Below are 26,030 nucleotides of genomic sequence, written 5' to 3'. Positions count from 1 at the left end.
TCGTTTTTTCATTTTCTGCAATAGCGTTCATAGTATTTCATTAGAAAAGCTGAATGAGCCCGTCCAGCTTTCTGATGATTTCCTTGCTACCCCTTAATATCACTGAAGTTACAACCTAAAAAAACTTATAACCCCTTTATCCATAAAAAAACAGAGCTGATTCCCTATCAGCTCTGTCACACACTATATCGTTTCCCGAATGCTTCTTCATTACTTCTTCATTTTTTAGAGGATTGCTAAAATCACGAAATTGATAATAAACAACGCGTTTACAATCCAAATGATTGGCGATACTTCATTAATTTTTCCTTTTGCAACCTTCACGATTGCGAAAAAGATAAAGCCGGCAGCAATCCCATAAGAAATGCTGTAGCATAGACCCATAAAGATAGAAGCAAAGAACGCAGGTACCGCTTCTTCTAAATCTGTCCACTCAATATCTTTGAATGAAGCCAGCATCATTACACCAACCAAAATTAATGCAGGTGCTGTTGCTTGAGCCGGTACAACAGAAATCAGTGGAGAAAATAAACTACTTAATGCAAATAGCACAGCGACAACAACAGAGGTCAAGCCTGTACGACCGCCAGCACCGATACCGGCAGCACTTTCCACATACGTTGTAACATTTGATGTTCCCACAACCGCACCAACCGAAGTTGCTACAGCATCTGCGAACAACGCACGGTCCATTTTCGTCGCAAGCCCTTTACTATCTTCAAGTGCTGCCTCATCCTCTTTAGAGAAAATACCTGTACGACGACCTGTTCCAATAAACGTACCGATTGTATCGAAGGTATCAGATAGACTGAAGGCAATAACCGTCATCAATACTTGCGGAATTTTTGAGCTGTCACTGAATAGAGACTGCATGCCATCTGGTCCAAATGCCGCTCCAAAGGTTGTTCCCAAAGCTGAAATAGAGCTTCCTAATGAGTTACCATGCCAATCAATGGCTGAAAGGTCAACAACACCCATTGGAATTGCTAAAATTGTTGTAAAAAGAATACCCAAAAGAATTGCTCCACGCACATTCATAACAACAAGAATTGTCATAATCACTAAACCAAGGACAGCTAAGATGATTCCCGGATTATTGAAATTTCCTAATGCCGGTACAATACTATCCCCATTTACAGCACCATTCACAGGCTCAGCCTGAACAGTAAAATCAAGTAATCCCGCATTTTTAATACCTACATAAGCAACAAAGATACCAATACCGCCGCCAATTGCATGCTGCAGGCTTTCCGGAATCGCCCGAATCACCAATTTACGAATTTTCGTCACCGTAATCAGTATGTTTACCAGCCCACAGATAAATACCATTGCCAGTGCCTGTTGCCAAGTATAGCCGAGACCAAAAACAACTGTGAAGGTGAAAAATGCATTTAGCCCCATACCTGGCGCTTGCGCATAAGGTACATTAGCAAATAACCCCATAACAAGTGTACCGATAATTGATGCAATAATTGTTGCTAAAAAGACTGCTTGAAAAGGCATACCTGTCTCTGACAAAATAGATGGATTAACGAATAGAATATAGCTCATGGCAAAAAATGTTGTAATCCCTGCCATCATTTCTGTTGAAACCGTTGTACGATTTTCTTTTAACTTGAAAAACTTTTCCATGAATTTTTTTCTCTCCCTCAAAATAATTCCTGTTTATCGTCGGAAAAAATAAAAATAAGTGCAAGTCGCATTTCCCAACAAATACTATTAAATTATAGGAGACCCACAGAGTTTTTTCAACAAAATACTAACTATTACATCATTAATTATTTTTAATGTTCGTGTTTTATTCGTTTTCATAAAAATATATAGCGATGCTAAAGAAAAAATGAGACAATTCTCAACCAGAGAATTGCCTCATTTTTCTATCTTGTTATTATACTTTTGATCTTTTCTTAAGAACCAAGAAAGACCCACCGGCTAAAAGGATAACACCGGAAATTAGACTGATATTTGTAATTGCTTCACCGGTATTCGGGAATGCACCTGTTGGCTTGTCTGACGAAGTCGTTGTTCCTGTACTATTTTCTGTTGTGCTGGATTGTTCAACTGTAGAGCTTGATGAGTCTACTGACCCTGAAACCTCCGCCAAAACATCTAATGGGAAGACTGCACTATTATTTTCTTCATCAACAACGACAGCTGTTACCTTCTTTTTACCTTTCAGCTTCAGCTCAGTAACATCGATCTTCACACGACCTTCACTATCTGCTTTTGCAGTGATATCTCCTTCCGGTAAAACATTGGCAATTGTTTTACTTTGAGGAATCTCACCCTCAAATAGAACTACCGTAGCATTCGGTAAGGTTACGCCTTGAAGGTATTGATCATTTTCATGAAGTGGATCGAAGAAGGTTGCTTTACGAATCGCTTCTTCTTTATCCTCCGGTAAGATAGAGGGCTCTTCAATCAGCTTCTTGCGCCCTTGAATACCAGCTTCGATTAGCTCACCGGCAGCTTCCTTCGATTCAATATAACCGATAAACGTTTCTGTATCCGGCTGCATTGCATCAACTAGCTTCGCTTGAGTGAACCCGGAAAATCCATCTCCACCGCCAAATAGGAAGTCATTGATAACCACGTTATAAGTCTGGTCTGCTTTAAGAACATTCCCCTCAGAATCTTTTATCTCCCAAACCTTAAAAGGTTGATCAGCGTTATCTGTTTTTACAAATGTATAGGATAGTCCAGAAATTTGTAGGAAGTATTTCTCCTCTTCGTCATACTGCTCATTCAGAACCTGCTCGATTTGAGTGCCTGTCATCTCTACAATTTGCATGATATTTCCGAATGGCTGAACCGCCTGAGCAGCTCCCCATGTGATTGCGCCATCACCACCAACCAATAGGTCAGCACGAATACCGCCATTGTTTGTCATAGCGAAATCGACATCAATCCCTTTTTCTTTTGCCATTGCAATTTGACCATCGGTAATCAGATTACCAACAGGTGATTCTTTATACTCGTTCACTTCTCGTGTGATTGCTTCTGCAGTTTTCGCTGTTCCAATCTTCTTACTTGTTACAGCAGCTACACGGGCATCAGCATCGGCCACAATTGATGCAGTTGCTTCATCAGCGGCAGGCACATTATTTCCTTCCGGAGAGACAGGGACAATCTCAGCTGAAGGTACTTCTGTGAATTCTTGTGTCTCCACATCAATATACCCGCGAACATCCGCGTAACCTTTGCCTTGAGAGGTTGATTGAACGACACGCGTTTTGCCAACTACGCCGTTTGTATACTGATGGTTGTGTCCAGCTAAAAGCACATCTACACTGTTTTGCGGATCAATCTCATTTACCTTGTTCAAAATATCCGCAGCATCTCCGGAAACAGTTCCCGCTTTGCTTGTAGCAGGAACATGTGCAAGTACAACAATCGCATTTACACCCTGCTCTTGTAGCTCATCAGCATAATAGGCAATTGTCTCTGCTTCATCAAGAAAATCATAATCTTGGTAATGTTCCTTTAATACTAGGTTAGGTATCTCTGTTGTTACGACACCAATAAAACCAATCTTAACTTTTTTATCTGTACCTACTTCTTTTATTGTATATGGCTTCCAATTATATGGAATTTCTTCTGTGTTCTTTTTGACCACATTCCCAATAACTACTTCCGTTTTTGATGCTTCCCTCGGATAGTCCTTCAATATACCATAAGGGTCAGCGGATGGCACAGCTCCCGTCATAATGCGGTTAAATTCTGCCAATCCTTCATCGAATTCATGGTTGCCCAATGTGCCCACTGAAAAATTCATTTCATTTAGTACCTTGATTGTCGGCTCATCCTGCAGCAATCCGGAATTTGCCGGGCTTGCACCCACCATGTCACCTGATTGAACGCGTAAGGTCTGAGCTCCATCGTTGGCATCAGCAAATGTTTTCTCAGCTTGATTTAAATAGCTTGCCAGTAAAGCAGCCGTTCCTGTATTACTCACGCTATTGCCGGCATCATCCCTAAACGTTCCAGTTGTACTCAAAGCCCCATGGAAGTCATTGATTCCCAATAGCTGAACAGGCACCGTCCCAGCAGTTTCTGCGTGCGCTGTTTGGCTATTGCTAAACAAGAAGCCTCCTGCCCCGCCTGCTGCTAGTGAAGCCAGCAAAAGACAAAGCCCCCTATTTCTCTTTCTCATCTACATGTTCCTCCTTATTGTTCTCACCCTTCAGACTATCAATTAATCAAATCAGTGTCAATATCAATTGACATTCTTTTCGGAAAATCCCTTTTGTTCTCTTGTTTTTTCACTATTTGCACTTGTCATTTCTGCTCTTTGTGCTAGACTAGTGAGATAGAAATTCGCCAAGGAGGAAATGCTTTGAAAAAATTAATTGCTATTGATCTGGATGGAACAACGTTGAACGCGCAATCCTTAATTAGCGAAAAAACAGAACAAACACTGAAGAAAGCAATTGCCCATGGGCATTATGTAAGTATCGCCACTGGTCGCCCTTATCGTCTCAGCCACCAGTTCTATCAACAACTAAAATTGGATACACCGATGGTCAACTTTAACGGTGGTCTGGTTCATATTCCTGAAAAAAAATGGGAGAAGGAACGTGCTTCCAGTGTAAATCGAGAAATTGTTTTCGACATTATCTCCCAAAAGAAGACACTGAATCTGGATTTTGTTGCTGCGGAAAACAAAGAAACCTTCTTTATTGATAGTTTCGATCATTTCGATGAAAAATTCTTTGCTGCAGAAGCAACGGAAAAAAACCTGTTAAATGCACAAAATCTGACAACCGATCCTACTTCGCTGATGCTCTGTGCACCAAGAGAGTTGGTTAGCGGTATTTCAGATACATTAATGAAGCAATACGGTGAGTACTTGGATATCCGAACTTGGGGCGGTGCCATGCCAATTCTTGAGGTTGTTTCCAAAGGGATTCAAAAGGCTAAGGGTGTCGCTGAGGTTGCAGATTACTTGAATATCAAGCAGAAGGATATCATCGCCTTTGGTGACGAGCACAATGACGAAGAGATGCTTGAGTACGCAGGCTGGGGTGTGGCCATGCAAAATGCAACTGACCACATCAAAAGTGTCGCAAATGATATTACTACGCAATCTAACGATGAAGATGGCTTAGCAGATTATCTGACAAACTACCTGAGCCTAAATTAATACAACAAGCACCTGATTTCTTTCGATCTTTACAGGAAAGAAATCAGGTGCTTTATTTTAACAAGTACTTTTTTCCAAAAAATGTCAGTACAGCAATTATCAACTGATGGCTCAATCAAAACCAGCCTTCCTTTTTTGAATCAGATTTCTTACAAGTCTTTTCGATAAAGAAAAAGCTGTCTTTTATCATTTTTTTAAAAGAGTAGAATCAGGTTCGGATTTACATGGTAAATAATAATCCAGTATCACCGTTTTTTCACCGAGCATTTTTGGTTTTTCAAAGCGTTCGTCTGTATATACCTCACAAAGAAAATAGTTCTTATCATCCACCTGATAGCCTTTCTTAGTAATTTCCATTCTTGAAAGTGTCGGACCATTTGGATAGATATCAAGCTCTTCTCCTTGCACCCATACCTTCGCCAATGTACAGGACGGAACATCATAGCTGACAAAGCCACTTGGAATTGGTGCATTCACTTCCATGAAAAGGCCAATAACATACGTAAATATTCCCGTTTTAGCGTCAACATCTCTAACATAGCCAAAATACTTATCGTAAGAAAGCTCAGGAATAAAGCCCTCTAAGGAAAGCAGCGTATCAAAAACACCTTCTCCAAAGCACCTCCCCCAGAATTGTGAAATATCCTGAGACATGAAGCTGGCTCGAATTTCTTTTCCTATTAGCTTATATGGACCGAATGGCAGAAACTCACTATGAACGACCTTGGCTTTCTTTACTTCACCATCCACGACACGATAGTTATTCAATTGCTCAACCGCTGCGTCCAGATGAAAAATAAGCCTTGGATAATCCTTAATTGTCATATCTTCTTTTTTGCGAAGCTGCGAGGGAGATACACCATGTAGTTCCTTAAATGCTCTACTGAAGGCAGCCTGTGATTCATAGCCATATTTCATCCCAATCGATGAAATGGCTTGCGTGCTTGTGCGAATCATTTCTGCTGCCACACTCAACCGGCGTTTTCGGATATATTCAGTTAATGTGACACCACTGATAAATGTAAATAGTCTTGGCAATTGTTGCAGCGAACACATCGCTATTTTTTCCAGTGTGCTATAGTCTATGTTTTCTTCTAAATGTGATTCAATATAGTCAATCACTTGATTCAATTGAGCAAATCCAGTTTTAGTCATCCTTACTCCCTCCCTTTTTTATTACTATAGCAAAAAAACGAAGGATGTAATTGATATTCTTTGTACATCTTTTGCATACTCATCATTTTATTCTTAATTACCTATTGTTCACTAACCGCCCAAGCATCGATTTCCACCAATATATTTGGTGCAGCCAACGCTTTGACATATAGTAATGTCATGCAAACCTCTGTACCTTCAAGAAATGAAGAAAGCAGCTGTGCTCTTCGTTCAGGAGCAATAGGCTCAACTAAATAAATAACCAGCTTTGTCAAATTCTGAACGCTCATATTTCCAGCTTCCAGATTTCTTCGAATATTGGCCAGCGCTTCTTGAAATTGCTCTTCGGCACTCCACGAAAGTTCTTTTTCTTTGCTCATCCCCACCTGTCCCGATAAAGTCAACAAGCGGAGATTTCCGGATTGTTCAATTTGATGAACATATGCTCCTAATGGCGGATGAACGGTCTCTGGATTTCTTTTTTCTATCATGGTTTTCCACTCCTATTCTGTCTCTGCTTGCAAGAATTTTATAAAGATAGAAAAGGATTGACCTGCCGACCAGCAAGCCAACAAATCAATCCTTTCACTACCATGTACCCATTTTTCTACATAAATGTTCGAATAATATCTATCACATAGCGCGCTAGGCGATATAGTAAATATAAGGTAAATAAATTTCCGATAATTAAGCGGAATAAGTTAGTCGAGCTCGACTTGAGGTTTCTCCAAGTAAACGGTCGAAGAAAACGCGGGACTCTGGAAACTCTGTTTTTGCTTAAACGATATTTTTCTTCATAGGTTAAATCAAACATATTATAGTACACGACATGGAAAGGCTGCTTACTGAAAAATGATTTTGTGAAGCCAACCATTAATGTCAGCTCCTTGTTGTTAGAAGGAAGATTTCGAACACCAGTCTTATTGATTTTCAATTTTTCCCCGTCTTCAAGAAGAATGTTATATGTAAATTCATCCTCCTCGATTTTTTCAATCTTCGGTTCTTGTTCATTCGTCTTTAAGAAGCCTTCATACAATTCATTAAATTGCATTCTTTGGTAAATGAAATAGGCCAGCCCGGCACCGAAAAGCAAAATCAACAATAGATTAATCAAAATACTTTCCGGGAAAAATAGTGTATAAACCACTGTGATTAACAGCCCCACCGCCATAAGAATAATTCGCTTCAAATAATAGCTGTGATACATCCCTTCCATTGTTCGCTTATAATAACTAAAATCAAATGTAACAAACTCCATAAGCCTTCCTCCTTTTCATATATTTTGAAGTATTTCTAAAAGCAAGTCAATACTCCTCACGAAAATCTGAATGTGTCACTTTTGAATATAAGAAAAAAGAGCTCCTCTTGTATAAGAGAAACTCTTTATTTGTGACAATCTCTTGATTACTCTGCAGCGTTTGCGTCTTTGAGACCGTATTTCTTGTTGAAGCGGTCCACACGTCCGTCTGCCTGAGTGAATTTTTGACGTCCAGTATAGAATGGATGAGAGTCAGATGTAACCTCCACACGAATCAGTGGGTAAGTGTTTCCGTCTTCCCATTCAACTGTTTCTTGAGAGTTCTTTGTAGAACCTGACAAGAATTTGAAACCAGTAGTTGAATCCATAAATACTACTGGATGGTAATCTGGATGAATTTCTTGTTTCATACTTTCTTTCGCTCCTTTGCCCTGAGTCATTTGCTGAAACAGAGTTATTTTGTCGATATACAACAGTACAATAATAGCATGTTTTATTTTCTGTTGCAATCATCTTTTCAAATTTCTTTTGGGTGCTGCTTTATTGAAGGAAACGTCATGAAACGCCGTAAAAAAATCTTGATTGTTCTTGGTTTTTCGCAGAAACTTAATCAGCTGTTCTGTGTATTCCAAAGAATCGCCCTTCATATTTTTTCTCAGCTTCCATATCTCTTCAAGCTGTTCGCTGTCCATCAACAAATCTTCTTTTCTTGTTCCTGATTTCTTGATATCGATTGCCGGGAAAATACGGCGCTCTGCCAGCTCTCTTGAAAGATGCAGCTCCATATTTCCGGTTCCTTTGAACTCTTCATAAATCATGTCATCCATTCGGCTGCCTGTATCAACCAAAGCAGTCGCAAGAATCGTCAAGCTGCCGCCCTCTTCGATATTTCTCGCAGCCCCAAAGAAACGCTTCGGTTTATAAAAGGCTGCCGGATCAATCCCGCCGCTTAACGTGCGGCCACTTGGAGGAACAACAAGATTGTACGCTCTCGCCAGACGAGTAATACTATCCATCAAAATCACGACATCACGCTTATCCTCAACAAGGCGCATTGCACGATCCAATACCAGTTCAGCGACACGTGTATGATTTTGTGGTTGCTGGTCGAAGGTTGATGAAACAACATCCCCCTTCACGCTTCGCTCTAAATCAGTTACTTCCTCCGGACGTTCGTCAATCAATAATAGAATTAATTCTACATCAGGATGATTTTCAGTGATGCCATTGGCAATCTCTTTCAAAACACTAGTTTTACCAGCCTTTGGAGGGGCCACAATCAGCCCACGCTGCCCAAAACCGACAGGAGAAAAGATATCAATCATCCGTGTAGAGATTCTGCCTGGAGTGGTTTCTAAATTAATCTGTTTTTCCGGATATAAAGGCGTCAATGCCGGAAAATGCGGACGCAGCTTTGCCTCCTCCGGATCTTTTCCATTGACACTTTCTACATGCATCAGCCCATAATAACGTTCTGATTCCTTCGGTGGTCTGGCTTTCCCAGCCACCTTATCTCCATTTCTTAAGCCAAAACGACGAATTTGAGAGGAAGAAATATAGATATCCTCCGCACTTGGACCATAATTGATTGGACGTAAAAAGCCATAGCCATCTTGAGAGACGATATCCAAGATTCCTTCCATAAAGAAGAAGCCTTGTTTTTCAGCCTGAGCACGAATCACAGCCAAAGAAAGTTCTTTTTTATTCATTTGACTATAATAAGGAATTTTGAATTCCTTCGCATAGGCGTAGATATCTTTCAATGTACTGTTTTCAAGTTCGGCCATCGTCAAATAGTCGCTCATTGGCTCACCTCAAATTCCTTTTCTGTTTCTATCATTTGAATATCTGCTCCTAAAGCAGTAAGTTTTTCTATGATGTGATCATACCCACGTAGAATATACTCTACATTATAAATAGTGGTTGTCCCTTCCGCCATTAGACCGGCGATAACCAAACAAGCACCGGCACGCAAGTCAGAAGCAACAACTTCCGCCCCATGAAGCTTCGCAGGACCATTCAAAATAATCATGTTTCCTTCAACAGAAGCATTTGCGCCCATTCGGACAAGCTCCGGAATATGTTTTGTCCGTTGCGCATAGATTGTATCCATTACCTGACCTGTACCGAAGGCTTTTAACAAAAGCGGCGTCATTGGCTGTTGCAAATCCGTCGCAAATCCCGGGTAAGGGTAGGTTTTGACATTAATCATTTTCAGCTCATCAGATGGATGGACTTCAATCATGTCCTCTTCGATGGTCATTTTCACGCCCATCTCCTGCAGCTTGGCAATAAAGCTTTCCAGATGTTCATAGATAACATTGCGCACCTTTACGCCTTGCCCCATCGCTGCAGCAATTGCCAAATAGGTTCCGGCTTCAATTCGGTCCGGAATAATAGAGTGACGGCAGCCATGCAGTTCCTTCACCCCTTCGATACGGATAATATCTGTACCGGCACCTCTGATTTTAGCGCCCATATTATTCAGCAACGTCGCAACATCAATGATTTCAGGCTCACGAGCTGCATTTTCAATAATTGTCTTACCTTCTGCTTTTACTGCGGCCAGCATGACATTGATTGTTGCACCAATAGAAACCATATCCATAAAAATTCTAGTTCCTGTCAATCCGTGGTCGGTTCTCAAGTACATAGCGCCATGCTCGTTATTGACTGTAGCTCCCAAGGCTTCAAAGCCCTTAATGTGCAAGTCAATTGGACGAGGTCCTAAATAGCAGCCGCCCGGCAGACCAACGACACCTTCTCCAAACTTCCCAAGTAATGAACCCATAAAGTAGTAAGAAGCGCGTAAGCTATTAATTTTTCCAGTTGGCATTGGCACAGAAACAATCTCTGTCGGATCAATAACTAATGTATTATTTTCAAATGTTGTTTTTGCACCCATAATTTCTAAAATTTCAATCAAGGAATGAACATCCTGAATATCAGGAACGCCATCTAAAGTAACTGGTGAATCGGCCAAAATCGCAGCGGGAATTAACGCAACTGCACTATTTTTCGCACCACTGATACACACTTCACCTGATAAAGGACGATTACCGTTTATTACTATTTTTTTCATCTATTTATCTCACCTAACTATGTCAGAATCTGATTCTTTTTTATATATACCCAAACTATTCTAACACAAGAAGCTATAATACAAAAGCAAGGATTTCCAAGAAATGCAAAACAACAGGGATTAGAAAGGCTTTATTGGATAGAAGGTAAAGAAAGTGCAATAATATTTATATCTAAAAGGATATTTTAAAAGACTAGATAAAACTGAAAAATCATTTTATCGATAAACAGAGTATTTACCTGAGCTGTCTCAAGTATGGTTCGCTTCACTATATTTCTTTATTGCTTATTACAAAGTTGCCATCAAAAAAGCCGCTGACACAAAAATGTGTCAACGACTTGATTTATAAAAATTATGCTTTGTTTTCTGAACCGAACCATTCGATACGTTGTTCAACTAGTTCAGTAATTGCTTTAGTACCAGGTGCTAACAATTTACGAGGGTCAAAGCCTTTTCCTTCAAGGTCTTTTCCTTCTTCAATGTATTTACGAGTTGCAGCAGCAAATACTTCTTGCGCTTCAGTATTTACGTTGATTTTAGAAACACCCATTGAGATTGCTTTTTGGATTTGATCCAAAGGAATACCAGATCCGCCATGTAATACCAATGGAATATCGCCAACAGCGTCAGCGATTGCTTGTAAGTGATCGAAAGCCAAACCAGCCCAGTTTTCTGGGTATGAACCGTGGATGTTACCGATTCCGCAAGCTAGGTAGTCAATACCAGTCGCAACCATTTGTTTACATTCTTCGATGTCAGCCAATTCGCCTGAACCGATGATTCCGTCTTCTTCTCCACCGATAGAACCAACTTCACACTCTACAGAAACACCTTTTGCGTGAGCTTTAGCAACAACATCTTTTGCTTTCTCGATGTTTTCTTCGAATGGTAAATGAGAACCGTCGAACATAACAGAAGTATAACCAACTTCGATACATTCTAATGCATCTTCGTATTCACCATGGTCTAAGTGAAGTGCAACAGGTACAGTAATGCCCATTGAATCTACTAAGTCTTTTACCAAGTCATAACATACTTGATAACCACCCATGTATTTAGCCGCACCCATTGAAGTTTGGATTAATACTGGTGCTTTCTTTGCTTCTGCAGCTTCAAGAATTGCTTTTGTCCATTCTAGGTTGTTTGTGTTGAATCCGCCAACACCGTAACCATCTTTGCGAGCTGCTTTAAGAAATTCTGTTCCTGATACTAATGGCATAAAAAATTCCTCCTAAGTTTTAAAAACCATATTTGTTAAGGCAATCCTTAACCAACAGTTACATTTTATCAGAACTTTAGGTACTTTTCTACTAAAATTACTTTTTTCAGAAAATTTTATTCATCTTTTCACAAACTCACTCTTCTTCCCTGACGTTTCTTGTACTTATTGCATACTTATAGCCCAAGGTATTATCGAATTCGATGCTTTTTCATCTCCGGAAAACTGCCAGTACTTTTGAAAAATCTTTGTTCATCTTCATTGGCAAATCTACCTAAAACAGTTTGGGTCGGAACAATATTCATAAAAGCATTCTCATCAATTGAATGAACAATTTGCTCCAAATCATATAACTCGTAGCGGGTGATGACCATCATAATCATTCGTCCTTCTGCTTTTGAATAGCCGCCAATTGATGGCAGCAACGTCATCCCACGCGCCATTTGACTAGCGATTCCTTGAACCACCGCATCTGAATTTGTAGTAATAATCATCGCAGTAACCTTTTGATGACTAGTATGGAGTGCATCGATGACTTGGGTCATGCAATAAATCGAGATAATCGTATAAAGAGCACTTTCCCAGTTGAAAAGAAAGCCCGCAATCGCAACAATAATACTATTTAAAGCAAATATATATTTTCCAACCGTGTTCCCTGTTGTTCTTGAAAGCACCAAAGAAATGATATCCATCCCACCGGTGGTAAATCCCATCTTCAGAGAAAGGCCTGCGCCAATACCAATCAGCACCCCGCCAACAATCGCATTCATCAATGGATTATCTGTCACAGTATAGACAGGTAAAATCATTGTCATGGCCGAAGCAACAGCAACATTCACAAAGCTGAAAATCGTGGCTTCTTTACCAAGCTTCCAAAATCCCAAGGCAAAAACAGGCAAATTTAACAGAAAGATAAACAAGCCGGTATCAATTGTAATGGACAAGTGGCTATATAATAGCGTCGCCAAAATTTGGGCAATCCCATTCATTCCTGCTGAAAAAACCTGAGCCGGAATCAAAAACATATTTAAGCCCATTGCACCTGTAATACCTGTCAAAGCAATAACAAAAATCTTTTTTATAAACTCGGAACGCTTATGCAATACAAGATTTTTCCCCATTTTTACACTCCTTTTGTTTGTTGAGAAAATAAGGCAGGTTACTGCCTCATTTCTTCTTTCTGGTTGTCCGATGTCCATTACTTCTAGAAGTTCCTACTACAGAGTAATGGCACTCCTTTTGTTTGTTGAGGAAACTAGTCAGGTAACTGGCTAGTTTCTTCATTTTGGTGGTCCGTTATCCGCTGACTCTAGGTTCCTATTTACTACAGAGTAGCGGTTCTCCTTTTGTTTGTTGAGGAAACCAGTCAGGTAACTGACTAGTTTCTTCATTCTTGTGGTCCGTTATCCTCTGGCTCTAGGTTCCTATTTATTACAGAGCAGCGGTTCTCCTTTTGTTTGTTGTGGTCCGGTAGCCAAGCGGTCTTGGCTTAATGCTTTGCGACGAGGATCACAGCTTGGCGAGAACCGTAGGAGCATCTTCCAGCTTTAACTCCTTGTACAACGGAGTAATGGCTCCCCTTTTACTTTTTGAGGAAACTTGCCAGATAACTGTCCAGTTTCTTCATTCTGGTGGTCCGATATCCGCTGGCTCTAGGTTCTTGTTTACTACAGAGCTGCGGTTCTCCTTTTGTTTGTTGAGGAAACTAGTCAGGTAACTGGCTGGTTTCTTCATTTTGATGGTCCGTTGTCCAGTTCCCTAGCATTCTTAGTAAAAGGGAAATGGCCCTCCTTTTCCTTTTTTGAAAGTTTTTCAGGTAACTGGCAATTTCCTTCATTTTAGTGGTTCAATATCCTTTATTTTTACGAAAACCTTGTTAAGTGTTTTTGAAATTCTTCACACTTATTATGCTTGTTTCAACACTTTTTCCTTATATGAAGCAATCAGTTTTATCCCTATTATTTTCTTCACAAAACATATCCTTTTCCATTATATGGTTTATCACGATTTTCGCAAGATATTCGCTGGCATTTATCATCAAAATCTTCTTTCTGTTCTTCTAATGAGAATACGTCTGCATCTTATTAATTATTTCCTATTTGCTCGTTCTTTTAAGGTTTCAATAAATCACTTGTCGTATTGCGCTTTCATTGTTACTATGAATGTAAGTAGAATTTAGGAGGTTAGCATATGGCTGCGAAGGATGCAAGTTTTGATGTTGTTTCTGAGATGGACATGGAAGAAGTGAAGAATGCAATGCAGATCGCTTTAAAGGAGATTAAAAATCGTTTTGATTTCAAAGATTCTCTTGCTGATATCAAATTGGAGAATAATCGCCTAGTCGTGATTGCAGATGATGACTATAAAGTGGAACAGGTAAAGGATGTTTTGTTTGGCAAGCTGGTAAAACGCGGTGTTCCAATAAAAAATATCCAGTTTTCAACCAGCGAGAAAGCGTTGGGTGGGACTGCTCGACAATATGGTGAGCTGGTTAGCGGTATCGACAAAGAGAATGCAAAAAAAATCAATGTAGCTATTAAAAATTCCGGTGTAAAGGTGAAATCACAGATTCAAGACGATAAAATCCGTGTAACTGGAAAAAACAGAGACGATTTACAAAAAATCATCACTTTATTGAAAAATTTAGAACTGCCAATTGAACTGCAATTTAACAATTATAGATAATTAAGAAAAGTTGAACGAGCTCGCGAAACTAGACAAATAGAAAAGCTGAATGAGTCGCTTAGCTCATGCGCGATATAGCAAACTGACTCAGTGGTGTTCTTTACCACTGAAGGCAGTTTATCTTATCGTCAAGTGAGCTGACTCATGAAGCTAGACAAATAGAAAAGTTGAACGAGCTCGCCAGCTCTCGAGCGATAAGCTTGAGGCAAACACATGATGCTTTTTATCATGAGGTTGACTCGACTTATCGCCGAAGAGAGCTAGCTCGCGAAGCTAGACAAACAGTCAAAAAAGTCCCACAACCAATTCCAGTAAACGGATATCGGTTGTGGGACCTTCTATTTATTCAACTAAACTTTTGGAAATACCAAACAGCTTTTTGGCTTCTTTAAGTATCGCTTTTAACAGCACTTCAGCCCGAACAAACGAAATCAACTCAGCCCTTATGCTCATCACTCCTTCGGAATAATCAGCCAAATCAGACCTAGTACCGCCGTAAAAATAATAATCAAAAAAACCACATCCAGATCACCTCATTTTATATACGCAACCAGTGTCAACACAGATGCCGGAACAAGAAACAACACACTCACAATATAGAAATACAGAATGTACGGCGAATCGGTACCGGCAATTTCTGTCACACCGGTCAGGATAAGCCCTGCTGTAAATACAGCTAAACTAGTATTCATCAGATTGAAACTCAAACGAAAAAGTGAGGTCGTTCCTTTGTCGGGTTTGCTGAAAAGAAAAACGACGAACAATATCCCCACTACAAGCGGTGCAATCCAAACAGAGGATAAGGCAAAGGAAACAACACCATGTCCGTAAAAATGATACACTTTTTGAAAAAGGAAGAGCAGCAGACCGATTGTCGTATAACTGACTATTATTTTTTTCCTGTTCATTGACTCTCCCCCTAATTGAAATATAGAATATCACTCACGGAGCGTTCTCCGGAGCCTTTTTCTGTTGGCTGATTAATCACATTTCCATTGAACCACAACGTAGATGAGCCTCCGCCATCCAGATTATAAGCAGTCGTAGCTCCTGCATCTTGAAACACCTCAGCCAATTCATAAAGAGACAGCCCCTCACTAGCTTCCGTGCGTCCATCTGCTACAACGATCACATAATGATTTTCACCAATTTGACCAATTGCTGTCCGTGGATTGCTTTGCATCGCCTGTCCTACTTCTTCATCCTCAGTAACTGAAATTTCACCGTCTTTAAGCAGACCGGGACCAAAGGACAAAATCTGACGAGCTCCGTTATCCAGCAAGTCCTGCGCAGATGATTGTTCTTCCTCTACAATACTGAAATCACCATTACTATCAATGACCAGCGCTTCCGTTCCTGTATTGGCAGTCTCACGATAAAGGACACCATTCCTTACTACGAATCCCTTATTTCTAAAACCATAGTAGTCTCCATTAATCGCTAAAACCGCTTGATTGTTTTCAGCCATTTGCGAGGTTGTTTCTTTAATGTTTCGCCCATATGAATTTTCAGCGAAGGCTGTTTTCAACGCCTCAGGATCACTAACTTGAACATCCACAATGTAAATATCTGTATCATATTTTCTAGTCGTTGTGAGTGATATAGACAAATGGTCGTCTGCATAACTGGTATCTGTAACCACAGGCTCCGTATCAGTGGTATCTTCCGTCGCTGTCTCCTCAGTCTCAGAAGCAGTTGCTTCACTCGTAGTTGGCTCTGTGCTGGAGACTGTTGCCGATACCGCTTCTACACTGATTTTATGCGTTAAAACAAAGGTATCCAGCAATACTGCTGCAATTGCCGCAGATAATGAAAAGCTCACACAAATAGCCCAAAAATATTTTTTTGAAAAAAACTGTTTTACATTCCTCATTACCTCATCCCTCCTTTTTGAAAAATCACTCGATTTTGAATGATGAAGCTTAATCCAAACAGCAGTCCATCCACCAGCAACTTGCTGATTAGAGCGATTGGAAGGATAAGAAGCAGCAAACGAACACCTAGAGAGCTTAACACCATTTGCCCGAGGAATAGGAGGCCATATTTCCACAACGTGCTTGATACTCGCTCCTCATTCCCAAAGACCCAGCTGCGTGCTAATGAATAATTGACGATTCCCGAAAAAAGTCGCGCAATAATTGTCGCTGGTATCACCATTTCATTTGAGCCACCAAATAAAAATAAAAGCAGTAAAAAGACACTTACATCGACGCCTAATGAGAGAATGGCAGAAGAAAGATAACGGAATAAAGGTTTATAGATGCGATAAGAATCTTGAACTGCTCTAAAATGAGAATGAGCATTATTGTTTTCATAAATAGTTTCTATCGGCAGCTGCTCTAGCTTGATCGCTAACACTTTACTCTTTAAAAGGACATTCATCTCGTATTCAAATCGTTCGCCCTCTACTGTCAAAAGTTCCGGCAGCAAGCTGGTATTCATCGCTCGTAAACCCGTCTGAGTATCTTCACAGGTTATGCCAGTTGCAAAATAGAAAAACATAGAAGATATCCTGTTTCCCCAATAGCTCTTGAAGGGTGTTTCCGCCTTCTTGAACGACCTTGTTCCAAGAAGTAAGGTGCGTGCTTCTGTCTGCTCAATTGCAGCAATCAAACGGCTAATATCAGTAATACTATGCTGACCATCAGAATCTGCAGTCACAACAGCACGCACATTAGGATACTCAGCGATGATTTTTTGAAATCCTGCTTTTAGCGCCGCGCCTTTTCCTCTATTTTTCTCATAAGAAAGAACAGTAATGGCTGGAATCGCTGATAATTCTTGAAAAATTGATTGGTAGCTTGCACCGCTGCCATCGTCCACAATTAAGATGTTTTTTCCTGTTTGCTCACTCAGCCTCTGAATAAAAGGGATAACTTTTTCCTGAGGCTCATAGCTGGGAATCACAATCATGACTGACATCTTCTCACCTTACTTTCCTGTTAACGTACCAAGAGAATAACAGCAAGAACTTAAAAGGAACTTAAAGAAATACTTTATATACAGGAACCCTTACCTATTCGGTGGAAATAATAAAACAGGCCAGTTTCTTATCTATTCAAATACACAAAAAAGATTATCTGAAAAGACCATTCTTTCGAACAAATCCTTTTGATAATCTTTCTGTATCTTTACTTCAGTTTTGTCTTCAGCTATCAGCTTTCCAAATAACGGTGAAGCTCTTCTGCTGATTTCCCAGCATTCAATCCTACAAGAAGACGAATACGGGCCTTTTGACCATTCAACCCCTTCATAAAGATTACTCCATGGTTACGGAGGCCTGCACCGCCGCCTTCATAGGCATAAATATCTTCAGCAATCCCATTTGAGCATCTTGAAACTAAAACAACAGGAATTTTTTGATCTAATATCTTTTGTAATCCCGGTAATACCGCCGGAGGTAAATTTCCTGCACCCAAGGCTTCGATGACCAAGCCGTCAAGTTTTTCGGTATGAATCAGATTGAATATCTGGTCATCCATCCCGGCATAGGCTTTAATTAAAAAGACTTCGCCCTGAACAGATGGAACATCACAGACTTCTTCCGGCATTACTTCTTTCGTAAAAAATGTTCTTCCCTTTGTCAACATGCCGATTGGTCCAAATGTCGGTGTTCGGAATGTTGCAACGTTTGTTGTGTGGGTCTTCGTCACATATTTTGCCATATGAATCTCGTCATTCATCACGACCAAAACACCCTTATTTCTAGATTCATCCGAAGCAGCTGTCCAGACAGCACTCATAAAATTATAAAGACCATCACTGCCAATTTCATTGCTAGAACGCATCGCGCCGGTCACTACAACAGCGACGCCTTTAGGAACGGTTAAATCAAGAAAATAAGCTGTTTCCTCCAGCGTATCTGTTCCATGAGTGATAACAACGCCATCGATACCTTCAGCGATTCCTTGTATGATGCGCTCTTTCAGCTGAAACATTTGCTCCAATGTCATGTGTGGGGAAGGTAAATTGAAGATATCCTCTACAACAAGCTCTATCTCTCCTTGAAACAGCTCATTTTGATTCATTAAAGGATTTTGCTCATTCAGGATGACACCGCCGGTTGCGTCTTTAGACATGGAAATTGTACCGCCAGTGTGTAAAACCAGAATTTTCTTCATCGTGTCATTTCCTTTCGTCAGCCATCTGTTTCATCCCAGAAAGCCTGAATATTTTTTTCTAAATGATGGATTGTCGACAAAACCTGTGCGCGATACCAATGTGGCGGAACCAATCGTTGGTAAGCCGGACTTGCAAATCGTTGATCCAACAGCAGCACCACACCTCGATCCGCAGCATCTCGAATAACTCGGCCTGCGGCTTGAAGTACCTTATTCATTCCGGGAATTTGATAGGCATATTGAAAGCCCAATCCCTGCTCATCAAAATAATTCTTAATCAATTCTTGTTCTTCATTAATCTGTGGCAGTCCAACGCTAATGACCGCTGTCCCAATCAGACGACTCCCCTTCAAATCAATCCCTTCAGAGAACACGCCGCCGAGGACACAAAAACCAATCAAAGTTTCTTTCGGATCAGGTATAAACTCTGCCAAAAATCTTTCTCGTTCCTGCTCATTCATATCGGTTTGCTGAATCAATGTCCGGATAGCAGGATTCTTCTTTTTAAAGGCATCATAAACCATATCTAAATACGCATAGGATGGGAAGAAAAACAAATAATTCCCCGTCTTCTGCTGAATCATCGTCGTCAGACTTTCAACCAAGTAATCCAGACTGTTCTCTCTTTCTCGATAGGTCGTTTGAACATAGCGGGCAATCAGCAGTTGTTGATTTTCCTCTGGAAACGGATTGGGGATTCGATAAGTCAAGCTGTCCTCTTCTCCGCCAAGAATATCCTTATAGTAGCTCAACGGTGTGAAGCTGGCTGAAAACAAGATACTGGCATTCGCTATAGACAGCTTTTGTGCGAGTAAATAAGAAGGGTCTAAGCAAAACAGCTTAATAGACACTTCACGATTTCGTTTTCGAATATAAGTACAATAATGATCGTCATAAAACTCACCGATCTTCAAGTAGTTCAACAAGGAGAAGTAGATGTCTAACAGCTGATTCAGCTCCGGCAGCTCTTGGTTTTGCGGCAGCCATTCCCCAATTTTTTCCGTCAATCGAAAAATTACTTTTTCCATGCTATCAACATAAGCAGGCTGAGAAATGAACTCTTTTTCTTCACTGATACATAGCTCATCTAGTTTATCAAATTCATCAATTACTTTATTTATTGCCCGAGTCAAGGGCGCATGCTTCTTTTTCAACAGCTTTTTCATCAGGAGAAGCTGCCCTCTGGAAAGCTCAGCAGAATACATTTCTCTGGAGCGACTGACCAAATTGTGCGCCTCATCAATTAAAAACAGATAATCCTTCTTAATTCCTTCATCAAAGAATCGACGCAAGTAAACCGTTGGATCGAAAACATAGTTATAATCACAAATGATTAAGTCACACCAAAGGCTCACATCTAAAGATAGCTCATAGGGACACAGACGATGCTTCTGTGCATATTTCTCAATAATCTCACGACTGAATTGATTTTCGTGGTGCAGGATATCCCACAACCCCTCATTTAATCGATCATAATAGCCATCGGCAAAAGGACAATTTTCCGGTGTACAGTTTCGCTCCGTTAAAAAACAGATTTTATCTTTTGCTGTAATGGTCAGACTTTTGATTTTCATCTCTCGCTGATTCATTGCCTGTACAGCATCTTCAGCCACCTGTCTGGTAATCGTCTTAGCCGTTAAATAAAATATTTTCTCTGCTTTACCTTCTCCGATTGCCTTTAGCGATGGGAACAGCGTTGAAATTGTCTTTCCTGTACCTGTCGGCGCTTCAACAAAAAGCCGCTGATCGCTAAGAATCGTTTTATATACCGAAACGGCCAGCTCCCGTTGACCTTTCCGATACTCGCCATACGGAAACGGCAGCTCTTTCAACGACTGGTTACGCACCGTACGCCAATTATCACTGAATATCAACCATTTTTCATACTCAGTCAATAAATCATCTAAAAATTGCTTTAGCTCTATACGAGTAAATATCTTTTGTGTTTTCGTGATTTCTTCTGTCGTTGTTTGGAAATAGGTCAGCTGCAGCGTAATCGCTTCAAGCTCTTCCTGTTCGCTGTATATCGCCCCATAACACTTAATTTGGTGCCAATACATTGCCAGCTGTTCCTCATACAAATCATCAAAGGCTGTTTCTGAGGTCTTAATCTCATCAATAATCAGCTGCTCCGATTCATCTGTGAAAAGACCGTCCATACGTCCTTCAACCGAATATATTTTCTCATTCAATTTGACCTCTTTGGCAATCTTAATCTCTTTCTGATAGCCTTTGCGGGCCTCCTTCTGAAGCTTGCGATGAATTCTTGAGCCTTCCTGCGCAGTGTGGTTGCTTGTTCTGCGGGAATCAATACTTCCCTTGCGCAAAATAAACTCTACCAGTCTGCGAATTGGAATTTTCTCTGAATGGAACATCTGCTTTCACCTCACAATCTCTTCTATTATAAAACATACGTTCGCAAATAGAAAGCAGCAGACAGAAAAAAACTGATCCTCACATTATTCTGTAAGAATCAGTTTTACAAAATTTACTCACCTAGTGTTTCACGAACTTTTTTCGGTAATTTCGCTACAACCAGCTCATAGGATTTTTTTAGCAGTGCCGCACATTGCTTCTCATCCAAGGTATTCTCTTTAAGGATAATTGAATTCCAATGAGTCTTATTTGCATAGTAGCCGGGAACAATAAAGCTGTATTGCTCTCTCAATAATTCATTTTCTTCAGGCTCACCTTTGAATGTAAATATGGCTTCACCCTCTTTATTCTCTCCCAGCATCGCAAAAAATTTTCCAGCGATATCAAAATAGTCACAATCCCAGCTTTCACGATAATAAACCGTTGCTCCCGGAAATGTTTCTGCTTCTCTTTTTAGAGCCTCTTTCAGCTTTTCCATTTGATTCACTCCTCTTTCTATATGTTTCCTAACAATAACTACAAAAGAAGGATTGTGACATCACTATGCCGCAATCCTTCCAACCGAATAAACGGAAGCTTATAAGTAAATAATTAAGCTTCTTTTTATTTCTTACCGAAAATTCGTAGAAATGCCAGAAACAGATTAATGAAGTCCAGATACAGCTGTAATGCCATATAAACAGCAATACCATTTCCTGCAGTTCCGTTTGTAGCAAAATAAATCGTTCTGATTCGTTGATTGTCATACGCTGTAAGCCCTGAGAAAATCAAGACCATCAAGATAGAAATGACGTAGTCCATCGGTCCGCTTTGGAAGAAGAACATGTTCAGTACCATCGCAACGATAATTCCGATTAACGCTGTAAGTAAAGCCCGTCCCATTCCTGACAAATCTTTTTTCGTTAGAACACCAACGATTGCCATACAGCCAAATGTTGAAGCTGCGCTGACAAATGCTGAAACGACGGTTGCTTCTGTGTACATCGTCAACGTGACCGCTAAGGTAATACCATTAATGGCAGAATAGGCAATAAAGCCGCCAATCGCAAGCGGTGGATTTTTTTGTGCCTTCATACCTAGGAAAATAACCAAAGCAATCTCAGCAATCCATAAACCCATGAATGCGTATGGATACTGATATAGGAACATAAACATTTCAAAATAGAATACATTCAATATCAAATAGGAAATAACTGCACTGATACCGATACCCAATGCTAAAAATCCATAAATTTTCGCGTAAAAGCTATTCAAGCCTTCCTGCGCTTTTGTTGTTTCAATCTGATTCATTTAATACCCCTTCTTTCTCATTTGGTTCATCTAAAACAACGTGCTTCGGCGGTTGCACAATGACAACTGCATCCAGCACACGGCTTTCTTCTTCATTAACTGCTTCAATCGAAATCGTCACGACATCCTTCATCTTGTCTATCTTGATTACTTCAAAATGAAAGGTCAGTGTTTCATAGTGAAAAACAGGCTCTAAAAAGTTAATAGAGAAATTGACCACATGCGAGCCTGGTCCAGGCAAATGTTTTGAAATGGCACTTGTGATGATTCCCATCAACATGATCGATGGTACGATCGGTTTTTGATACTCCGTTTGTTTGGCATAATCATGTTGGATATAAAGGGGATTGGCATCATTCGTCAAGCCTAAATAAAGCAGCAAGTCTTTGTCTTCAATAGATTCCGTTAAAGACAGCGAATCGCCTTCCTCAATATCTTCGATGGTTTTGCCTAATTTTCTCGGTTTTCCGATGTTCAAATTAGTACACCTCCATTAATGATATGATAATTGTACCAAAACCACTGTAAAAGGCAAGTAGAAAAGAATATCTAACAAGAGCCGGACTGTTTGGCGAAAGCTGATGCATTGACTACGCAGAAACTTCATCCTATATCGCTAAAAAAAGCGCAGGAAAGAACTTCCTACGCCTCTGTATTCTTTTCACTCATTTATAGTACATTTCTTGTTGTATTACTTAATAATGTTTCGTAAGCCTGCTCAAATTTTTGAACATCACCGGCACCCATAAAGACAAAGACGCCATCTTCGAAATCAAGTAATGGTGAAACATTCTCTTCTTTGATGACCTGTCCACCTTTTTTGATACGATTGCCAAGGTCTTCAATCTTCACATCCCCTTGCGTCTCGCGGGCAGAACCAAAGATGTCACACAAAAAGACATGATCCGCCAAATCCAATGCTTCCGCGAACTCATCCATCAACGCAATTGTCCGTGTAAATGTATGTGGTTGGAAAACAGCAATAATCTCTCTATCCGGATATTTCTGGCGTGCACCGTCAATCGTGGCTTTGATTTCTGTAGGATGATGCGCATAGTCATCAACAATCACTACATCACCTACCTGTTTCTCAGTAAAACGACGTTTTACTCCTTGGAAGGTCAACATCTCTTCAGCAACCTTCTTCATATCTAGCTTTTCAAAATACGCAACAGCAATAACGCCTAAAGCGTTCATGATATTGTGCTCACCAAAGGCCGGTAAATCAAAGCGGCCAACAAAATCATCATTATGGTACACATCAAATACAGAGCCTGTCGTTGTTCGCTCAATATTTCTTGCTTGGATATCGTCATCTTCGTTCATACCATAGTAATAAATAGGAACATCAGCTTCAAGCTGACGCAGATACTTATCATCACCATAAGCAAAAATTCCTTTTTTCACTTGACTGGCCATTGCTTGGAATGCAGAGAAAACATCCTCAATGCTCTTATAATAATCGGGATGATCAAAATCAATATTTGTCATGATGACATAATCCGGAGAATATGCCAAAAAGTGTCGACGGTACTCGCAGGCTTCAAATGAGAAGAACTCTGCATCCGGTACACCATGACCGGTTCCATCACCAATCAAGTAGCTTGTAGGCTTGATACCGCTCAAAATATGTGACAGCAATCCTGTTGTTCCGGTTTTCCCATGAGACCCAGTTACAGCAATGCTTGTATATGGTTGAATAAATTGTCCAATAAAATCATGGTAACGAATAACTTCTGCACCCAATTCACGGGCACGAACTAACTCTTCATGTGCATCAGGAAAGGCATTCCCTGCAATCACAACCATATCTTTTGTAATATTTTCAGCATCGAACGGCAATAGTTTGATTCCGGCTTTTTCTAAATCACGTTGTGTAAAGAAATATTCTTCTACATCAGATCCTTGAACATGATAGCCTTTTTCAAAAAGAACCAAGGCCAGTGAACTCATACCAGAGCCTTTGATCCCTACAAAATGATATAACTGATTTTCACGATTCTCCATTATGATCCTCTTCTCTCAACTCTCTATGTAAGTAAATAGTAATTATTAAAATTATCCTAAATTGTACGTTCCCCATTATCGTATAAAACAGTAAAATAATCAACTAAAAAAAAATATTCTCATATTTTAGATAAATCAAATACAAATAGGATGCAAAAAATAAGCTTCTCAAAAATAAGCCGAACACACGTCAAAATTCACAAAAAACAATTTTGGCGCGATTCGGCTTATTATTCAGAGCACGGCATTATCCCCTGCTTTTTCTGCTTTTATCAATTGAAATACTTGCTGTTATCCATTTCAAAGCTGGACTCCTCAATAATACCACTCAAGGATTTATCCATAATTCCCTTTTTCTGTTGACTCTCTGCTTCAGATACTTTCTGAGCATATGACGTCTGATTCTTCGCAGATTTAAGCTCTGTACGAGAACGAGGTAAATCCTGTTCTGTATCTGTACCGCCGAAACGCTGCATATTCGGACGAATTTTCTGATACTGACGACGAGTTACCGGAATATCAGGCTCTTCATTTGGTACGTTGAATTTTTGAACTGCAGGATCATCTGTCTTCTTTTCTCTGAACAATGTATCTTCATTGTCCAAAATCAAATAAGATGTCGAATCCTTTTTCATCGCTGCCAGAAGCTCCTGGTCGGAAATCTCTGTCAATTCAGGTACTTCATCCGGTATTACGGATGCCGGAACATAGGTTGGGACAAAATAAGATGACTCCATTTTTTTTGAGTCATTGAAATTAGTAATTTTTCTGCCTGTCGTCCGTTTGCCAAAGGATGAGGCTTCGAAAGTTTCTTTACTTTGCTTATGCATATTCCCGAATAGATTTGGTTTCTTTTGCGGCTCAATCACTCTGCTGTGATTAGTCGAATAATCTGGTAAATTCAGTTTATGCTTTTTCAGCTCTTCCTGCTGTGCTTTTGTATGTACTTGCTTTTGGTCAACAGCGGCTGGCTTTTTAGGAGCAGCTGTTGCTGTATTTGTTGGTACATTTTTATTCATCATTGTCGGTTCGAATTCTTGATAGCCATTTCCTGTCAGGTTGCCTCGCTCATTTAAAAGCGGTTCGTTTTGAAAAAGCTGGCGTCTGCTGCCAGTAGCCAACTTTACCCCTACCTGATCATCATAGGCTGGAAATCGAAAATGTTTTCTTGTTACTTGTGCCGGATTTCCCATTCACGTCAGTCCTTTATCTTTGCTTTCCGTCCATTCTACCATAAAACTCTGAAATTCTAAACAACTTACCTTACTTTTTTCAAACAGAAGACGATTAAACAGAAATCTATATAATTTTTTTATAATTAGAAAAAGCCGGGAGCATAAATAAATCCTCAGACTTTCAGTGTCTCTATACCTAAATAAACATTGGGACAAACACCCATGGCGGTTCCCACCATGACTATCTATCCCAATCTCTTTTAACTGTCATTAATTGATTGTAAGAAAATACTGCCTCATTATAAAAATTGCTTATGCTTAATGAAATCTATAAAATTAGTCATCCAATATGGTGCCTCTATAGACACACAAGCCAATAGCTATAAAGGGAAGTATTCGCTTTCCAATGTAATGAGCTGTATACTTCCCCAAGTAAACCAATCTATAGATACAGCGCATCCCTCCTTACAGGCAGCTGTTGTAAAAGAAAAATATAATGCCTTGGCAGCTGCCTACAGA

22 protein-coding genes are annotated in these 26,030 nt (G+C 40.0%); 2 read left to right on the top strand and 20 right to left on the bottom strand.

Translation table 11 applies throughout. The features are described 5' to 3' along the window. Positions 1–225: 225 nt before the first annotated feature. Complete coding sequence (locus IW510_RS11180) at positions 226–1,632, bottom strand: NCS2 family permease (protein ID WP_202059617.1); 1,407 nt, start codon at positions 1,630–1,632, stop codon at positions 226–228. A gap of 256 nt (positions 1,633–1,888) precedes the next feature. Beyond that, the gene (locus IW510_RS11175; RefSeq protein ID WP_202059615.1) at positions 1,889–4,153 is read right to left on the bottom strand and encodes a bifunctional metallophosphatase/5'-nucleotidase; all 2,265 of its coding nucleotides are present in this window, start codon (positions 4,151–4,153) and stop codon (positions 1,889–1,891) included. A 183-nt stretch (positions 4,154–4,336) separates the two neighbouring features. On the opposite strand from IW510_RS11175, the gene IW510_RS11170 reads away from it, so the two are divergent. Beyond that, positions 4,337–5,143, top strand: a complete 807-nt coding sequence (locus tag IW510_RS11170) for a Cof-type HAD-IIB family hydrolase (RefSeq protein WP_202059613.1) — start codon at positions 4,337–4,339, stop codon at positions 5,141–5,143. Positions 5,144–5,329: 186 nt separating this feature from the next. On the opposite strand, the gene IW510_RS11165 is transcribed toward IW510_RS11170, so the two are convergent. The 8 genes from IW510_RS11165 to IW510_RS11130 form a co-directional block, all read right to left on the bottom strand. Next, positions 5,330–6,298 (bottom strand): AraC family transcriptional regulator, encoded by a 969-nt coding sequence (locus IW510_RS11165; RefSeq protein ID WP_202059611.1) that lies wholly within the window; start codon positions 6,296–6,298, stop codon positions 5,330–5,332. A 101-nt stretch (positions 6,299–6,399) separates the two neighbouring features. Next, positions 6,400–6,789, bottom strand: coding sequence for a RidA family protein (locus IW510_RS11160; protein ID WP_202059610.1), 390 nt, complete (start codon positions 6,787–6,789; stop codon positions 6,400–6,402). A gap of 116 nt (positions 6,790–6,905) precedes the next feature. Then, on the bottom strand, positions 6,906–7,556 hold the full coding sequence (locus tag IW510_RS11155) for a hypothetical protein (protein WP_202059609.1): 651 nt from the start codon (positions 7,554–7,556) through the stop codon (positions 6,906–6,908). Positions 7,557–7,702: 146 nt separating this feature from the next. After that, positions 7,703–7,966: a type B 50S ribosomal protein L31 gene (locus IW510_RS11150; RefSeq protein WP_202059608.1), complete on the bottom strand. Its 264-nt coding sequence runs from the start codon at positions 7,964–7,966 to the stop codon at positions 7,703–7,705. A gap of 99 nt (positions 7,967–8,065) precedes the next feature. Further along, complete coding sequence (rho, locus tag IW510_RS11145; RefSeq protein ID WP_202059607.1) at positions 8,066–9,361, bottom strand: transcription termination factor Rho; 1,296 nt, start codon at positions 9,359–9,361, stop codon at positions 8,066–8,068. After that, a complete protein-coding gene (locus IW510_RS11140; protein WP_202059606.1) occupies positions 9,358–10,638 on the bottom strand; it encodes a UDP-N-acetylglucosamine 1-carboxyvinyltransferase in 1,281 nt (426 codons plus the stop codon). The genes rho and IW510_RS11140 overlap by 4 nt, the downstream gene beginning before the upstream one ends. A gap of 352 nt (positions 10,639–10,990) precedes the next feature. After that, on the bottom strand, positions 10,991–11,857 hold the full coding sequence (locus IW510_RS11135; protein ID WP_202059605.1) for a class II fructose-bisphosphate aldolase: 867 nt from the start codon (positions 11,855–11,857) through the stop codon (positions 10,991–10,993). 191 nt (positions 11,858–12,048) lie between these two features. After that, a complete protein-coding gene (locus tag IW510_RS11130; protein WP_202059604.1) occupies positions 12,049–12,978 on the bottom strand; it encodes a YitT family protein in 930 nt (309 codons plus the stop codon). A gap of 1,069 nt (positions 12,979–14,047) precedes the next feature. Here IW510_RS11130 and IW510_RS11125 point away from each other — a divergent pair. Then, positions 14,048–14,542, top strand: coding sequence for a YajQ family cyclic di-GMP-binding protein (locus tag IW510_RS11125; RefSeq protein ID WP_202059603.1), 495 nt, complete (start codon positions 14,048–14,050; stop codon positions 14,540–14,542). 533 nt (positions 14,543–15,075) lie between these two features. Here the strand turns inward: IW510_RS11125 and IW510_RS11120 are convergent. The 10 genes from IW510_RS11120 to IW510_RS11075 all read right to left on the bottom strand — a co-directional run bounded on the left by IW510_RS11120 (position 15,076) and on the right by IW510_RS11075 (position 25,529). Next, positions 15,076–15,450 (bottom strand): hypothetical protein, encoded by a 375-nt coding sequence (locus IW510_RS11120; RefSeq protein WP_202059602.1) that lies wholly within the window; start codon positions 15,448–15,450, stop codon positions 15,076–15,078. Between the two features lie 11 nt (positions 15,451–15,461). Then, a complete protein-coding gene (locus tag IW510_RS11115) occupies positions 15,462–16,415 on the bottom strand; it encodes a phosphodiester glycosidase family protein (protein ID WP_202059601.1) in 954 nt (317 codons plus the stop codon). Then, positions 16,415–17,464 (bottom strand): glycosyltransferase, encoded by a 1,050-nt coding sequence (locus tag IW510_RS11110; RefSeq protein WP_202059598.1) that lies wholly within the window; start codon positions 17,462–17,464, stop codon positions 16,415–16,417. The genes IW510_RS11115 and IW510_RS11110 overlap by 1 nt, the downstream gene beginning before the upstream one ends. 233 nt (positions 17,465–17,697) lie before the next feature. Then, positions 17,698–18,663: an asparaginase gene (locus tag IW510_RS11105; RefSeq protein ID WP_202059596.1), complete on the bottom strand. Its 966-nt coding sequence runs from the start codon at positions 18,661–18,663 to the stop codon at positions 17,698–17,700. 17 nt (positions 18,664–18,680) lie between these two features. After that, complete coding sequence (locus IW510_RS11100) at positions 18,681–21,038, bottom strand: ATP-dependent DNA helicase (RefSeq protein WP_202059594.1); 2,358 nt, start codon at positions 21,036–21,038, stop codon at positions 18,681–18,683. A 113-nt stretch (positions 21,039–21,151) separates the two neighbouring features. Continuing rightward, positions 21,152–21,517, bottom strand: coding sequence for an MmcQ/YjbR family DNA-binding protein (locus tag IW510_RS11095; protein ID WP_202059592.1), 366 nt, complete (start codon positions 21,515–21,517; stop codon positions 21,152–21,154). A gap of 125 nt (positions 21,518–21,642) precedes the next feature. Next, a complete protein-coding gene (locus IW510_RS11090; RefSeq protein ID WP_202059590.1) occupies positions 21,643–22,329 on the bottom strand; it encodes a Bax inhibitor-1/YccA family protein in 687 nt (228 codons plus the stop codon). After that, on the bottom strand, positions 22,316–22,807 hold the full coding sequence (locus IW510_RS11085; protein WP_202059588.1) for a MaoC family dehydratase: 492 nt from the start codon (positions 22,805–22,807) through the stop codon (positions 22,316–22,318). The genes IW510_RS11090 and IW510_RS11085 overlap by 14 nt, the downstream gene beginning before the upstream one ends. 191 nt (positions 22,808–22,998) lie before the next feature. Next, positions 22,999–24,336: a UDP-N-acetylmuramate--L-alanine ligase gene (gene murC, locus IW510_RS11080; protein ID WP_202059586.1), complete on the bottom strand. Its 1,338-nt coding sequence runs from the start codon at positions 24,334–24,336 to the stop codon at positions 22,999–23,001. Between the two features lie 272 nt (positions 24,337–24,608). Next, positions 24,609–25,529 (bottom strand): hypothetical protein, encoded by a 921-nt coding sequence (locus IW510_RS11075; RefSeq protein WP_202059584.1) that lies wholly within the window; start codon positions 25,527–25,529, stop codon positions 24,609–24,611. Positions 25,530–26,030 lie beyond the last annotated feature (501 nt).

Source organism: Enterococcus sp. BWR-S5 (genome assembly GCF_016745255.1).
Classification (GTDB): domain Bacteria; phylum Bacillota; class Bacilli; order Lactobacillales; family Enterococcaceae; genus Enterococcus_L.
The sequence above is the reverse complement of the archived record's forward strand: the minus strand, read 5'-3'. Positions and strand labels throughout refer to the sequence as shown.

Bases quoted from the DNA above. Each gene is read 5' to 3' on its own strand.
- IW510_RS11075 (WP_202059584.1), bottom strand. From the start codon at position 25,529: ATGGGAAATCCGGCACAAGTAACAAGAAAACATTTTCGATTTCCAGCC.
- IW510_RS11115 (WP_202059601.1), bottom strand. From the start codon at position 16,415: ATGAGGAATGTAAAACAGTTTTTTTCAAAAAAATATTTTTGGGCTATT.
- rho (WP_202059607.1), bottom strand. From the start codon at position 9,361: ATGAGCGACTATTTGACGATGGCCGAACTTGAAAACAGTACATTGAAA.
- IW510_RS11130 (WP_202059604.1), bottom strand. From the start codon at position 12,978: ATGGGGAAAAATCTTGTATTGCATAAGCGTTCCGAGTTTATAAAAAAG.
- IW510_RS11155 (WP_202059609.1), bottom strand. From the start codon at position 7,556: ATGGAGTTTGTTACATTTGATTTTAGTTATTATAAGCGAACAATGGAA.
- IW510_RS11150 (WP_202059608.1), bottom strand. From the start codon at position 7,966: ATGAAACAAGAAATTCATCCAGATTACCATCCAGTAGTATTTATGGAT.
- IW510_RS11160 (WP_202059610.1), bottom strand. From the start codon at position 6,789: ATGATAGAAAAAAGAAATCCAGAGACCGTTCATCCGCCATTAGGAGCA.
- IW510_RS11095 (WP_202059592.1), bottom strand. From the start codon at position 21,517: ATGGAAAAGCTGAAAGAGGCTCTAAAAAGAGAAGCAGAAACATTTCCG.
- IW510_RS11140 (WP_202059606.1), bottom strand. From the start codon at position 10,638: ATGAAAAAAATAGTAATAAACGGTAATCGTCCTTTATCAGGTGAAGTG.
- IW510_RS11090 (WP_202059590.1), bottom strand. From the start codon at position 22,329: ATGAATCAGATTGAAACAACAAAAGCGCAGGAAGGCTTGAATAGCTTT.
- IW510_RS11135 (WP_202059605.1), bottom strand. From the start codon at position 11,857: ATGCCATTAGTATCAGGAACAGAATTTCTTAAAGCAGCTCGCAAAGAT.
- murC (WP_202059586.1), bottom strand. From the start codon at position 24,336: ATGGAGAATCGTGAAAATCAGTTATATCATTTTGTAGGGATCAAAGGC.
- IW510_RS11175 (WP_202059615.1), bottom strand. From the start codon at position 4,153: ATGAGAAAGAGAAATAGGGGGCTTTGTCTTTTGCTGGCTTCACTAGCA.
- IW510_RS11165 (WP_202059611.1), bottom strand. From the start codon at position 6,298: ATGACTAAAACTGGATTTGCTCAATTGAATCAAGTGATTGACTATATT.
- IW510_RS11100 (WP_202059594.1), bottom strand. From the start codon at position 21,038: ATGTTCCATTCAGAGAAAATTCCAATTCGCAGACTGGTAGAGTTTATT.
- IW510_RS11125 (WP_202059603.1), top strand. From the start codon at position 14,048: ATGGCTGCGAAGGATGCAAGTTTTGATGTTGTTTCTGAGATGGACATG.
- IW510_RS11180 (WP_202059617.1), bottom strand. From the start codon at position 1,632: ATGGAAAAGTTTTTCAAGTTAAAAGAAAATCGTACAACGGTTTCAACA.
- IW510_RS11110 (WP_202059598.1), bottom strand. From the start codon at position 17,464: ATGTCAGTCATGATTGTGATTCCCAGCTATGAGCCTCAGGAAAAAGTT.
- IW510_RS11120 (WP_202059602.1), bottom strand. From the start codon at position 15,450: ATGAACAGGAAAAAAATAATAGTCAGTTATACGACAATCGGTCTGCTG.
- IW510_RS11105 (WP_202059596.1), bottom strand. From the start codon at position 18,663: ATGAAGAAAATTCTGGTTTTACACACTGGCGGTACAATTTCCATGTCT.